Raw genomic sequence first — 13,544 nt, forward strand, 5'->3', positions numbered from 1 at the left:
ATTCTCCTTTTTTAAACAAACATTTGTTGCAGCAACGCTTTCTTCTGTAATTGCAAATGATCCAGCTCACGCTGATGAAGGGTAATAGTGTCGTCGAGTTGTTTGAAGAAAGAACCGATTTTTTGTTGTTCTTCATAGCTTGGTGTTGCAATCTGAAATTTTTCAAAAGTGGTTTTATTGATAATTGCCGTTGCAGTTTGACCAGCCACTGATGCAAAACGAGCTGTGTCTTTTATCATTGCCGATAAAATAAAATAAGAATCATTTTTTTCTGGAACGATTGCATTAATTTGCTGATTAAAAGCTACAGGAACAGCGTTGATTGTGTTCTTCCCAATTGACGCAATACTAGTAATCAAAACAGAATTTTCAGGTATCTTACGAGCCTTAGACCAACCTTGCTCACTTAAATGCCTGTCTGAATCCGACATAATTAATTTATCAATATCTGTTGGTGTAATCCAAATATGCCCCTGTTTATTATCCGTCCAATTATCTAAATCAGATGTTTTTGGTGTGTTGCCTGTATAAATTTTTCCTAATTCCCCTAACTTACGCTGTTCCCAAGCGTCAGTAAATTCAGGAAAACGAATCTCAGGATATTTCTCCCCATTTTTGGGAAACATTTTCTGAAGTAACCCATTTTTCAGTTTTTTCAGGTCAGAAAGCTTACGCTGATGAAGGGTGATGAGATGGTCGAGATTATCGAAAAACTTACCAATTTGAATTTGTTCAGGTAATGTCGGAACTTTAAAATCAATCTTCATCATGACATCGGCATTTAATTTAGCACGTCCGCCGCCAACTAAATAGGGTTCTATGTTGGTATGTTTCAAAGCGTTCATCAAAAATTTGTTGTCCGCTGTTTCTTCTTTAGCTTGAAGAACGTGGGCATGATTGTTGACCCAAACCTTACCATCAACATATTGAACAGGGTAGTTTTGCAAATCATTCGCACCGTCTTCTGCAACCAAAATAAATTCACCATCATGAGTAAAACCTTCAACATGATCCTGAATACCATTTGCACCGTAATAAGGTGTTCCCCCAGCTACACGTTCGGATGCTGTAATTGGAACTCGATGATTATCATAGCGGTCTGCTAGTTCTGAAACCTTACGCTGTTCCCAAGCATCAGTGAACCCGGGAAAGCGTAGCTGTGGAACATTTTTCTTTTTCTCGTTCATTTTTGTGCTCCTTCCAGAAGTGACCTTAATTATTGTTCCAACAGTTCATCAGCCAAAGCATAGATAGCTTCGCGTAACTTGTTCCGATATTTGATTTTCGATAATTTTTGCACGGCTGGATCGTGGGCCAACGTGCGATATTGTTGGGACGCTTGCGAAATGATGGTGGTGATTTGGCCGGTATCATCTAGGTCCTGGGTCTGCCAATGATGACGGCTAAATAATTCGCGCATTCCCTGCCCAGAAATAATATCAGTAATGCCCCATTTGACCCGGAAATCAAGTAAGGTCCGTTCCAAAACTAACGTATTGGCTTCTTGAATAATCACTTCGCTATCCTTCAATTTAGCCGGATACTTAAAGTGCGCGCCAGCGGGTGGATAATGGCCATTGATAATTGCAACCGCGGCATTAATAATGCGCGCCGCGTTGATTCGATCAGCCAAGCCATTAGCAAATTGGGTAATTTTAGCTTGTGTTTCTTTGGCCTCTTCAGTCTTACCTTCATGAACTTGATTCAATAATTGTTCAACCAGTTCAGTCAAATAATCGTAATCAACCTTAACGTCTTTAATGTGCGTCATTTGTAAGTCAATCTGTTGGATCGAAACCTTCTGCTTCTTCGCAAGATGTGTCTTCAATTCATTGGCAAGGACGGTGGTCAAGCTAACTTCTTGCTCGGGCGTCATCCCTAACCCTTCATAAATTGCTGTGGGATTACTGTAATCAAAGCCATCATCATTATCAGGATTTTCGTCTGGATTGTATTGCTTTAGCTGGGACATCCCCTGATTATAATCCCGCAGCAAATCAAACATGTAATCCTTCTGCTTTTCTGAAGGTGGTAACTGAGTGAAATCACGGGTCAAATCAGCCAATTTTTTAACCGTTTGTTTGACTTTAGCAAAGACATCAGGGAAATCAGGTGCGGTTACCCCGTCATCAATGTTCTGCTTACGTCGGTCTTCATCGGAAAGACTAGCCGAGTTCTTATTGGCATAAATAGCCAGCGCTTGGTTCATCAGCTTTTCGTTCTGGGCTGGCCAACGATAATTGACCACTCGCCCCCACGGCTTCTTTTCTAGATCCGCGATTCGGTTGGTCCGTGAATATGCCTGAATCAAGGCGGCCCCTTTCAAAGTCCGATCGACGTAAAGGGTATTCAGCTCAGGCGCGTCAAAGCCCGTCAACAATTGATCGACCACAATGACCAAATCTAGATATTGACCGTCGCTAGCTGAACGATTTAAGCGTGAAGTAACATCTTGAGTATAGCCAGAAACATCATTCATTTCGAAACTAGTCCCGAACTCATGATTATACGCCTTGATCGCATCGAACAAACCACGATTGGTGGCCAACATGCTGTCATTATTGGAGGAATTCTGGCTGAAGGTCACAGCAACTTTCAGAACACGTTCTCCTTTAGCGGCGTTTAACTGATTGACCCGTTGAAATTCCTTGAAATACATCATCGCCATTGGTGTACTGGCCTTGCCACCACCTACATGAGTGGTCAGCAACGCATTGTAGCGGCCTTCGCTGGAACGGTTCCACCAGTTCCGATAGATATCACGGACAACTTCCTGCACATGCTCGAGGTTCTCATCATAGAAACTTGGCTCGACAGCATCGTCCATGTCATCTTGGGTCAGATTGGCGATTTTATCTTGAATCGCCGCTTCTGTCCAGTCTGGATGTTGCTCATGATAAAAGGTGGGTAAATATTTCGCCTTCATCTTCTCTTCATTGATGGTGGTTTCGAAATCGACCTTGAAACCCAATACGTTATGGTCGGCGATTGCTTGACGAATCGTGTAGGCATGCAGTAATGGTCCAAAGATATCTTCCGTCCGCAAGCCAGTCGTTGTTTCATCAAACATCGGTGTGCCGGTATACCCCACCCAAGCTGCATGATGGAAAGCCGACTGGATCCGCTTGAACGAGTCGCCACCAGTAGATCGATGGGCCTCATCGACAATAAAAACAATATGTTTATTCGGCGATTTAAAGGATTTTCGTTTAACCAGCGTATCTAATTTTTGCACCGAAGTGACGATAATATTATTATCTTTCGAGCGTAATTTACGGCTTAAATCTGTGGTGTTATCGGTGCTTTGAACACTACCAACGGCATCAGCACTGGCATCAGGATCATAAGCCTGATAATTCTCGTTGGTCTGTTTGGTCAGTGCGATTCGATCCACCACGAAGACAACTTTATCAATATTGGGCATGCGACTGGCCAGCCAGGCGGTTTTGAAACTGGTGATTGTCTTACCGGAACCAGTTGTGTGCCAGATATAGCCAATTCTATTGACGCCCATATCGAAATCAGCGTGTTTCAGACCTTCGATTACTTTTTGAGTGGCATAAACTTGGTACGGTCGCATGACTTTTAGCATTTGCTTGTTCTTCGTACCATCAAGGATCATATAGTTGGTCGCCATTTGGTGCGCCATCGGGATCGATAACATTGAATCCGCGAATTCCCGCCAACCCCGCACAATTCCACTGTCATCATCCTTGGAATTAGCCGCGGAATTACGTTGCCAATTAAAGGCGAAATCTTTATTGAATTTGTCCGCTGTGGTATTCGCCATATACTTAACATTATTTGGAGTAATCGCCACCAAAATCTGCAAGGTGGAGAAAATATCATGATACTGATTCTCATCAGCATATTGCTGCATCTGATTCAGAGCCTCGTTGACATCATGAGTGTCACGTTTCTCTTCAATTTGAATGATCGGTAGCCCATTGATCAATAAGGTTGTATCAAAGCGACGGTCTTGTTTGCCACTAATCACAGCGGGACGTTCAATCTGGTTGACCACCTGATAAATTGTATCTCCAGCCCCAATCTGTTTCTGGTCGAAAACGGTCAAGAAAACGTGCCGGCCATCATCGAGGTCGATTTCAATCTGGGAAACGCCGTTGAGGCCGTACAAGAACTGCCCCGCCTCATAGGGGGTTCGTAATCCTGAAATGATCTTCTTGACCTGATCAAACTCAACCACACTGAGAGGGTGCTCTAAAGTGTTCCGGTTATGCTGTTCCAAAATTAGTTTAAAGTTAGCCCAAAGCTGGATAGTACTTTTGATTTCCGGTTCATACTGCCATAATTTCGTTTTAACGATATAGCTCCCTGAGAAATCATCAATTTGCGGCTTCACAGCAGATCCTGTAATCGTGCCACTAGTCAAATATTGAATCAGTTCATTTTCAAACTTGATTTCATTCATTTGTGTTTAACTCCCTTAATTTCTTTAGAATGATCTTGGTTTCCGAAGTAGCAACGCGACGTTTTAAAGCTGCCAACCGTAATTGACTGACGTAAACATCACCGATTGCTTTTTGTTGCTGGGTATCGGGTAACGATGGTAAGGTCAAATCTTTGATTTGACGGAGGCTGTAGCGAAGAATAGTCGAACCTTGGAGCCCTTGTTGTAATTGCCGGAGAATATGGGGGTCCTCATTCAACAGATAAAGCAGATAATTCGAATCAATTGACACGATCGGCTGCAGCTTGACATAATTCTGGGTCAAGAGAAAACCAGCGTGACGCGGCTGCACGCACGCCACTTGCCCAGAAATCAGACTTAGCACAAGCTCACCTGACTTGGCGGTGACTAATCGATCCCACGTGCGCACTTGCTTCACCTCGCTCCGATTAGAATCAAGACCAACAATGTCGGCTTCAAGCTCCGTTTGACCATAGATTTGATAAAGCGGTGCTTCCTCATCTGACGTCTCCGTAATACGAAATTGAGGTGTGCCACTGATTAGTTCAATCATTGCTGTCAATTTCTTCATCGATCGCTCCGCCTTCCCTTTGTTCCTATTGTTTGACCGCTTTCATTATCATGATTTTATTCTAGCATAGTTTCTACAAAAAGGAAGCTTTATTTTGTAATTTTTAAAAATTACATTTTTAAGCGTTAATACCTGACAAAAAAAGGTTCCAATCGCGACATCACGATTAGAACCTTTTCCCGATAAACCTATTCTATTTTAAACATGTAAATCAATTTCCTACAAAAAGTTAACAACTTGCATCAAGATCGGCACGACGATCACGAACAGCACGGTGGAGGTGGTGACCAGGTTGGTGGCGTATTCCACGTCGCCGTGGGCCTGACCGACCAAGATCGGTAAAACCGCCAGTCCAGGGGCGCCGGCTTGGATGATCAAGGTGCTGCTTTCAATCGCGGGCATGGTGTTCCCCATGCTTTTGCCGATGAGGATCATGACGATCATCAGTGCTGGCGCGAAGATAAAGCGGCCTAACAGCGCCCAAACAGTATCACGGTCGAAGCGGATCGACTTCAAGCCCGCATCGGCGAGAATGATTCCGATGTAGATCAATGACATCGGCGTGACGATGCCGCCGACCATGTCCAAGGTCTTGGTGATCCAATCAGGTACGGGGATCGCCAGTAGTAGAAAGACCAAGGAAACCAGGAAACCGACTAACGGCGCCGGCAAGAGTTTGCGCCAGTTGAAGTCTTTCTTGGTGCCTTTTTTAACGGTGGGATCGTCATTGGAAATGAAGAAGACACCGATCGCCCACGTCGAGATCGTGTTCATCACGTAATAAACGAGGAAGTACGGCAGGCTTTTGCTGCCGAACAGGGCCAAGTTCAACGGCAAGCCAATGAAAATGGTATTGGCGTTGGCGAACATATTGATGAAGGTACCCCGACGACCTTGGCGAATGTGTAGCGCTTTGGTCAGCAACCAAGCCAGCAAGTAACTGCAAGCAAAACTGCCAAAAGCGAAGATCAAACCACCAGACAGGCTGGCTAATTTATCGCGAGTCAGATATTTCAAAACAGAAACGAAAATCGAAGCGGGTAAGGCGATGTTCATGATGATAAACGAGATATTGCCTTTGAAACTGTCATCCAAACGTTTGGAACTTCTCAGCCAGTATCCTAGCGCGATCACAATGACGATCTCGGCGACGCTTTGTAATGATGTAATAAATGCGGCCATTTTTCTCAATTCCCCCTAAATAATTAGTATGCTGGTGTCCATTTCAAGTCAGCGACAGCTTGTTGCGCATCACTAGCAGTCGATAAATGTTCGTCGATCGCTTGCTGAGCCACACCATTGGCAACCGTCAAGCTGAAGGCGTCCAATTTCGAGACCGGTGGCAAAACCGCCGCGCCTGCTTCCGTCGGATCGACAATCCCACCTAGGGAATGGGCCGCTTTATTGATCATGCCATCGCTTAATACCTTGGCATTGACTGCCAGCGCGCCTAAGCCTAAGCCCGGATAAACCAAGGCGTTATTGGCTTGACCAATGTGATAAGTCACGCCTTGATATTCGATCGGCTTAACGGGGATCCCGGTGGCGATCAGCGCTTGGCCCTTGGTCCAAGTCAACAGATCTTCCGCCTTAGCCTCGGCCAATTTCGTTGGGTTAGACAATGGGAAAATAATCGGCCGTGGTGTGTGCGCCGCCATTTCCTTGACGATTTCTTCTGTGAAGGTGCCTGGTTGTGTTGAAGTCCCGACCAAGATCGTCGGATGAACGGCCTTGACGACTGCGGCTAAATTAGTCAAGTCAGCGGCGTTGGCGAATTCAGAACGTTGATGGGTAAAGGGCTTTTGCTCGGGGGTCAAGCCGACCGTATCATCAAACAGCAAGCCTTGCTTATCAACCAAGTAGAAATGCCGTTTCGCTTCTTCAGGTGACAAGCCTTCTGCCACCATCGCGTCAAAGATCCGCTGCACGATACCAGCACCAGCTGTCCCAGCGCCGAAGCTCAAATAGATTTGGTCGGTCAATTTCTCGTGGGAAATGTTCAACGCGCCTAAGATACCGGCCAAGGTGATGATCCCCGTTCCTTGAATGTCGTCGTTGAACGTCAAGATCTCGTCCTTGTACTTGTTTAAAATATTGGCAGCATTATCACGGCCGAAGTCTTCGAAATGCAAATACATTTGAGGGAACAACCCTTCCGCCGTGGCGACGAAACGATCCACGAACTCATAATAGCGTTGACCGGTCACCCGTTGATGATGATTGCCAAGGTAAAGCTCATCGGTCAATAATTTCTCGTTATTGGTGCCCACGTCCAAAACCACTGGCAAAACTGATTTGGGATCAATCCCAGCGGCAGCAGTATAGACCATCAGTTTGCCAACGGAAATATCAACACCTTGCACACCCCAGTCACCGATGCCCAAGATTCCCTCGCCGTCAGTAACCACGATCAAGCGAATGTCGCGCTCACCAGCGGCAGCGCGCAAGCTGGCCTCGATGCTCTCCGGATCATCAATCGACAAGAAAGCAGCGTTTTGCGGGTCCAAGAACAAGCGGCTGTAATTCTCGATCGTGTCGGCAATGGTGGGGTCATATACGACCGGCATGAATTCGTTGATGTGCTCGCTGAATAATCGATAGAATAAAGTCCGATTTTCATTGAAAATATCCATCAGAAACAAGCGCTTAGCTAAATCAGTTTCCCGCAATTGATACTGACCATAAGCTTGTTCCACTTGTTGCGCCAAGGTTTGCACGAAAGGTGGCAACAAGCCCACCGTGCCGTTCTCCTGCCGTTCCGCCGCCGTAAACGCGGTTCCTTTATTTAAAAACGGATCATTTAGCAGTGCTAAACCAGATTTTTTCATTTTGAAAAACCTCCTCAAATATCTTACAAAAGCTAGGATAGTCCACTATAAATAATATAGTCAAATATGCTATAATTAATAAAAAAGAATTATAGGTGCTGCTATGACAACGTATTTGAAGGATTATGCCTACTTCCAAAAATTAGTTGAATTAAAAAGTTTTTCAAAAACGGCGGAATTTTTCGCGGTCAGCCAACCAACGGTCACTTACGCGCTGAAACGGCTGGAAGCTGAGTATGGCAGCCGCCTGATCTCCCGAACTAGTTTCGCCAACTCGTTGACCTTAACCGCCGCCGGGGCTCAGACCTTACAGCATCTGCAACGGATCCTCCACGAAGAACAATTGCTCCGTCAGGATCTCCACCGGATCAAAACAAAGAAGATCCGCATGGGCATGCCGCCGATCATCACCAACTATCTCTTCCCGAAAGTTTTCGATGAGTTGGAACAGGCCGATCTGATTGCCCGCATCGAACCTGTGGTCAGTGGCTCCAAAGAGCTGCTGGCTCAATTGCAAAGCGGCGCGCTTGATCTGTCTTTATTAGGCGCCACCAATATTCCTGAAGCGGCTGACTTGGACTTTATCATGATTCGCCAACAACCCTTCAAGTTGATCGCCGCCGCTGACCGCCAGATCCCACGGCCGTTAACGCCGGAATTTATTGCCCAACAGGCCTTTATTTTGCTTGATGAACAATCAGTCCACCAACAAGTTTTCCAATTGTTCTGTCGCAAGTATAATATTCTCCCCCAGGTGATCTACCAAACCAATGATTACAAGCTGCTTCTGGATCTGGTGCGTCGCGATCAAGGCATTAGTTTCATCACCGCCACCGCCCTTCACGATACTGATGGCGTCCAACAATTGGACCTCCCCCTCCTCGACCTGCCACAATTCAAGATCATGTTAGGCACCCGCCACAGTTCCGCCGCCGATCCTGACTTGACCACGATCCGGGGAATTTTCCAACGAATCCCCTTTCTCTAGTGTCGAAAGAGTAAAGAACAATCATACGAAAATAAAAGCCTAACCACCGCGAGCGGTAACTACCCTAGCGGTGGTTTTTTGAGTCTCTGCTTGAGTGCAGGTGTGCTGGGGGTTGGTGGGTTTGGATGTGGACGCAACCGCCTCAGGACGTTTGTCGTGGCTGGAACGCGGTGGGCGTCGTTTGAAGCCAATCCGCAAAGTGCGCGGCTTGTCTTCAAATCGAGCCTTATTCTAAGCGGTAAACCGCTAAGAATAATCTCACCGCTGAGCCACACGTCCTGAGGCGGTTGCTGAACAGAATTGAGCCTATCTGCAATCGAGGCGAGGGGTTGACGAAGTTGTTTCGCAAGATTGAGGTCAAAACAATCGCCCTTTTTTAAGGTGTGAACGCAACACCAACTGACTTAGATTAGAAGGTCGGGATATTTGGCAGCGGCTGAAGATTTCTACTCATTTTCTTAACAATCCCCGAGTGGAAAACGACCGAATTAGCCAATTCAACAAGATCTTTCTATAGTTCATCAGGCAGGTTGTACTGGTGTCACCAATTTAAAGATCATAACCACTAACCACGTTCGTCAACTGCGTGGATCCCCATCAATTGGCGATAGCTTGCCAGTTGGCGTGAGTGCTCAAACGGCTGTTATAACGTTGAGCGGCTGGAGCGGAGAAATTCGGGATGAGATCGCCGTGAAATTGTCCTTGGCGGCTCTGCTGCTTAGGACAAGGCCTGATTTTGAGACAAGCCGCGCACTTTGCGGATTGGCTCAAAACAGCGCCCACAGCGAGCTCACCCCGAATTTCGCAGCGCAAGCCGCGGCCAATCTATCCCCTGTCCAGCACGTATCAAAAAAAGAGCAATCACACGAAGAAAACGTGATTGCTCTTTGTTGAAACGTATTCAGAACTCAATTATTGCTTAGCTGCCCAGGTAGCAAAGGCAGTTTTGATCTGATCAAGAGAGATCTCCGCGGTGCTGGTAAAGTTCAGATCAGCTTCGTTCAGGATTGCTGGATCACCGATCCCCACTGAGAATTCACCGGCGCCGTTGATCGACTGGATCCCGGCAAAGGCATCTTCCAAACCAACCGCTTCTGTCGGCTTGAGGCCAAGCAAAGTCGCCCCCTTGGCGAAAATTTCAGGATCTGGCTTCCCTGCGTGCAGGCTAGCCGGGTCGACGATCTGGTCAAAATAATTAGTCAATTGCAGGCCATTCAAAATCCGTGGCGCATTCTTGGAGGCTGAGGCCAAAGACATTTGATAGCCTTCAGCTTTTAATTGGTCCAAGAAAGCCTGGATCCCGGGGAGAATATCCGCCGGTGTCATGTTGGAGATCAATTGAACGTAATAATCATTTTTCTTGGTGGCCAAAGCCTCTTTCTCAGCTTCGGTAAAATCATTTTCCCGCTGACCGAACTTGAGGATCACATTCAGTGAATCCATCCGGCTAACGCCTTTCAATTGTTCGTTCACGCTGGGATTGATCGTGATGCCCATATCATCTTGGGCGATCTTCGACCAAGCCTGATAGTGGAACCGGGCAGTGTCGGTGATCACCCCGTCTAAATCGAATACAAAACCTTTCAGCATTGCTGTTCCTCCATTCACTTCTTAATCTGTGACCGTTAAAACTTGGTCCGCCTTAACGATCTGAGGTTGACCATTCACAGTCAAGGCTAAATCGGTGCCCTTAAGCAATTCCAACTTAGTCTCGTGATGATCCACAGTAACAGCCAAAAGTCGACCGCGGAAATTGATCTGGAAACGATAACTCTCCCAATCTTTCGGGCAGAACGGCTTCAAAGATAATTGACCATGGGAATGGCGCAAACCAGCGAAGCCTTGGACGATCGACAACCAACCGCCGCTCATCGAAGTGATGTGCAAACCATCGGCGGTATCGTTGTTATAGTTATCCAGATCCAACCGCGCTGTCCGGCTGTACAATTCAACGGCCTTATCTTCTTCACCGATCTCAGCGGCGATAATGCTATAAATACAAGCAGACAAGGAAGACTCATGAACCGTCATCGGCTCATAGAAGTCAAAGTTCCGTTTCTTTTCCGCCAAGGTAAACTGGTCATCTAAGAAATAGATTCCCTGCAAAACATCGGCTTGCTTGATAAACGGCGAACGCAAGATCCTATCCCAAGACCAATGTTGGTTCAAAGGCCGTTCACTTGGATCCAAGCTAGAAACCGGCCGCAGATCTTTATCAAGGTAGCCATCGTTTTGGACGAAGATGCCTTCCTGGTCATCAACGGGATAGTACATCCGCGCGATGATATCTTGCCAGTGAGCTTGTTCTTCTGTGCTGACCGCCAACGCGTGCTGTTTGGCGTCAGAGACTTGTGGTAAAATCTCCAACGTATAACGTAGCACCCAAGTAGCCATTTGATTGGTATACCAGTTATTGTTGACGTTGTTCTCGTACTCGTTCGGACCAGTGACCCCGTGGATCATATACTGCTGATGCCGTTTGGAGAAGTGGACCCGATCGGCCCAGAAGCGGGCAATGCCAACAAGCACATCGATACCCTTCGTCAAAACGTAATCAGTATCTCCAGTATAATCGGTATACTCATAAATTGCATGAGCCACGGCCCCGTTCCGATGGATCTCTTCAAAGGTGATCTCCCATTCATTGTGGCACTCGATCCCATCGAAAGTCACCATGGGATACAAGGCGCCTTTGAGACCTTGTTGTTGCGCGTTGTGATAAGCGCCGGCCAATTGGTCATAACGGTATTCCAACAATTGCCGCGTGACCTGGGGTTTGGTGACCGAAACATACATTGGCACGATATAAGCTTCCGTGTCCCAATAAGTCGCGCCACCATACTTCTCACCGGTAAAGCCTTTTGGTCCGACATTCAACCGGGAGTCTTCGCCATAATAAGTCATGAATAATTGTAAAATATTGAAACGAATCCCTTGTTGCGCCGCCGGATCACCATTGATCTGCACGTCCGATTGGGCCCAACGTTGCGCCCAAACCTGATCTTGCCCCGCTAATTGCGTGACCAAACTGGTTTGGTCGGCCGCTTGGATCAATGTGGTGGCCCGATTGACTTGCTGAGCCTCGGGGACATCACGGCTAGTGACAACCACCACCTGCTTGCGTAACGTCAATGCCTGACCAGTGGTCAAATGGGCGCTGATTGTTTCCCCAACGCGGCCAGATTTTTCAGCCAAGGGTTGGCGGTCCACAGCGACGGGACTGTCTACGACCACGTGCATTTGCTCCGTGATCGTAAAGCGTGGTGTTCCAAACGGATTTTCTTTGGTTTCCATGGTGACGAAATAATTATCGTCAGCTAATGGACCTTGGTGCCGCAATTCCCAGAAAGTTTCATCGTAATTGGAATCTTCATTATGAACATTGCCATTGATCAAAGGTTCCAGCGTCAGTTCAGCTTGACCAGATAAAACTTCAGCCTCTAAATTGATCAACGCCAATTCTTGGGTGACATTGCTCATGAAGCGCAAGAAACTGAAGCGCACACTGGCGCCGCCGATCTCCGCGACGAACGACCGCCGCAAAACCCCGTCATGCATATCCAATTCCAGCTTGAAATCATGAAATTTGGTTTTGGCGAGATCCAGCGTTTCACCGTTGACCTTGATCGGAATGCTGAGGAAGTCCGGTGAGTTGATAGCTTTACCGAAATACTTCGGATAGCCATTCTTCCACCAGCCAACTCGCGTTTTATCTGGGAACCAGACCCCAGCCAAGTAGGTGCCTTGGTGGGTGTCACCGCTGTAACTCTCTTCGAAATTACCGCGCATGCCCATATAACCATTACCAATCGAGGTCAGACTTTCCTGCAAACGTTTGTCCGCTACTGCCAACTGATCCGTTGTCAGAACCCACGGATCGATCTCAAATAATCGTTTTGTCATTTTGAACCCCTCTGTTGTTTGTAAATTCGTCATTAAATCGTGTCCGCCAATAAATCGCCAAAATCATCAGGGCAAGAACAACTGAGAAAACCATAAACATCAATGAGAAATCAAACCGGACTAATCCGGTTACCATTGCCGCCAAGGTGCCGTATAACGACGCGTTGAGCACGAGATTATGGGCTTCTCCAAAGGATTTGATCGAGGCTTGCCGATTGCGTTTCATTAAGGACAAGAAGAACGCCGCTCCCAAGATCAAGAGCAAATTGGAACCCACGACGATCAACCCGACGGAAACTAACATCAACATCATGATCGAACCATGATTAGAACGATACCAACTGTTCTGGAGAAACTTCGTGATATTTTTGTGTGGTGCAACGTTGTTTTTCTGTTGATACGTGGCTTGGAAAAGATAGCCACGTTCTTGCAAGGTGAAGTGGTCTTGGGCCAGATCAACGGCATTGTCCACTTGTTTCATTTGCTTTTTGGTCAAATTTGTCCCGATCAGCGCCTTCTTCGTCTGATAAATCACCTTGTTCTCAGAAGTCTGTAACCGATCATCCTTAAATGTCAGCTGTTGGCTGGCGTCCTTGAGTTCCTGTCGCGCCAGCAAAGCATTGGCGTCGGGCAAAAAAGCATGGAAGTTGAAGGTGGTCTGTTGGGCGTAGAAAATTGGGATCGGCACGATCATCAGTGCGCTCAAGAAAATGAAGACAATGATCTGTTGCCACCAACGTAACGCGTGACGTCCTTTGAACATGGCTGTCGGCGTGAAAGCCGACATGAAATAACGAACGGGAAAAGCGATTTTCTTCATTA

11 protein-coding genes are annotated in these 13,544 nt (G+C 46.7%); 3 read left to right on the top strand and 8 right to left on the bottom strand.

The window, feature by feature from the left end; genetic code table 11:
• Nucleotides 1-11: 11 nt before the first annotated feature.
• From EKM94_RS05885 to EKM94_RS05905, 5 genes are all read right to left on the bottom strand, one after another.
• Nucleotides 12-1,187 (bottom strand): restriction endonuclease subunit S, encoded by a 1,176-nt coding sequence (locus EKM94_RS05885; RefSeq protein ID WP_125598920.1) that lies wholly within the window; start codon nt 1,185-1,187, stop codon nt 12-14.
• Nucleotides 1,188-1,216: 29 nt separating this feature from the next.
• The gene (locus tag EKM94_RS05890) at nt 1,217-4,432 is read right to left on the bottom strand and encodes a type I restriction endonuclease subunit R (RefSeq protein ID WP_125598923.1); all 3,216 of its coding nucleotides are present in this window, start codon (nt 4,430-4,432) and stop codon (nt 1,217-1,219) included.
• Complete coding sequence (locus EKM94_RS05895; protein ID WP_125598926.1) at nt 4,425-5,003, bottom strand: restriction endonuclease subunit S domain-containing protein; 579 nt, start codon at nt 5,001-5,003, stop codon at nt 4,425-4,427. The genes EKM94_RS05890 and EKM94_RS05895 overlap by 8 nt, the downstream gene beginning before the upstream one ends.
• A gap of 219 nt (nt 5,004-5,222) precedes the next feature.
• The gene (locus tag EKM94_RS05900; protein WP_125598929.1) at nt 5,223-6,185 is read right to left on the bottom strand and encodes an AEC family transporter; all 963 of its coding nucleotides are present in this window, start codon (nt 6,183-6,185) and stop codon (nt 5,223-5,225) included.
• A gap of 23 nt (nt 6,186-6,208) precedes the next feature.
• Nucleotides 6,209-7,831 carry a malolactic enzyme gene (locus EKM94_RS05905; RefSeq protein WP_125598932.1) on the bottom strand — a complete coding sequence of 541 codons (1,623 nt, stop codon included), beginning with the start codon at nt 7,829-7,831 and terminating at the stop codon, nt 6,209-6,211.
• Between the two features lie 103 nt (nt 7,832-7,934).
• Here EKM94_RS05905 and EKM94_RS05910 point away from each other — a divergent pair, with 103 nt between their 5' ends.
• From EKM94_RS05910 to EKM94_RS05915, 3 genes are all read left to right on the top strand, one after another.
• On the top strand, nt 7,935-8,819 hold the full coding sequence (locus EKM94_RS05910) for a LysR family transcriptional regulator (protein ID WP_125598935.1): 885 nt from the start codon (nt 7,935-7,937) through the stop codon (nt 8,817-8,819).
• Nucleotides 8,820-8,975: 156 nt separating this feature from the next.
• A complete protein-coding gene (locus EKM94_RS12780; RefSeq protein WP_263853230.1) occupies nt 8,976-9,101 on the top strand; it encodes a hypothetical protein in 126 nt (41 codons plus the stop codon).
• Nucleotides 9,102-9,431: 330 nt separating this feature from the next.
• Nucleotides 9,432-9,713 carry a hypothetical protein gene (locus EKM94_RS05915; protein ID WP_125598938.1) on the top strand — a complete coding sequence of 94 codons (282 nt, stop codon included), beginning with the start codon at nt 9,432-9,434 and terminating at the stop codon, nt 9,711-9,713.
• An 18-nt stretch (nt 9,714-9,731) separates the two neighbouring features.
• On the opposite strand, the gene pgmB is transcribed toward EKM94_RS05915, so the two are convergent.
• The 3 genes from pgmB to EKM94_RS05930 are packed head-to-tail and all read right to left on the bottom strand — an operon-like array spanning nt 9,732 to nt 13,542.
• Nucleotides 9,732-10,409 (bottom strand): beta-phosphoglucomutase, encoded by a 678-nt coding sequence (pgmB, locus tag EKM94_RS05920; protein ID WP_125598941.1) that lies wholly within the window; start codon nt 10,407-10,409, stop codon nt 9,732-9,734.
• A 21-nt stretch (nt 10,410-10,430) separates the two neighbouring features.
• Nucleotides 10,431-12,722, bottom strand: a complete 2,292-nt coding sequence (locus EKM94_RS05925) for a glycoside hydrolase family 65 protein (protein WP_125598944.1) — start codon at nt 12,720-12,722, stop codon at nt 10,431-10,433.
• On the bottom strand, nt 12,703-13,542 hold the full coding sequence (locus EKM94_RS05930) for a DUF1189 family protein (protein WP_125598946.1): 840 nt from the start codon (nt 13,540-13,542) through the stop codon (nt 12,703-12,705). Before EKM94_RS05930 ends, EKM94_RS05925 begins: the two co-directional genes overlap by 20 nt.
• Nucleotides 13,543-13,544: the final 2 nt, after the last annotated feature.

Origin of the sequence: Lapidilactobacillus achengensis (assembly GCF_003946655.1) — a bacterium.
GTDB lineage: Bacteria > Bacillota > Bacilli > Lactobacillales > Lactobacillaceae > Lapidilactobacillus > Lapidilactobacillus achengensis.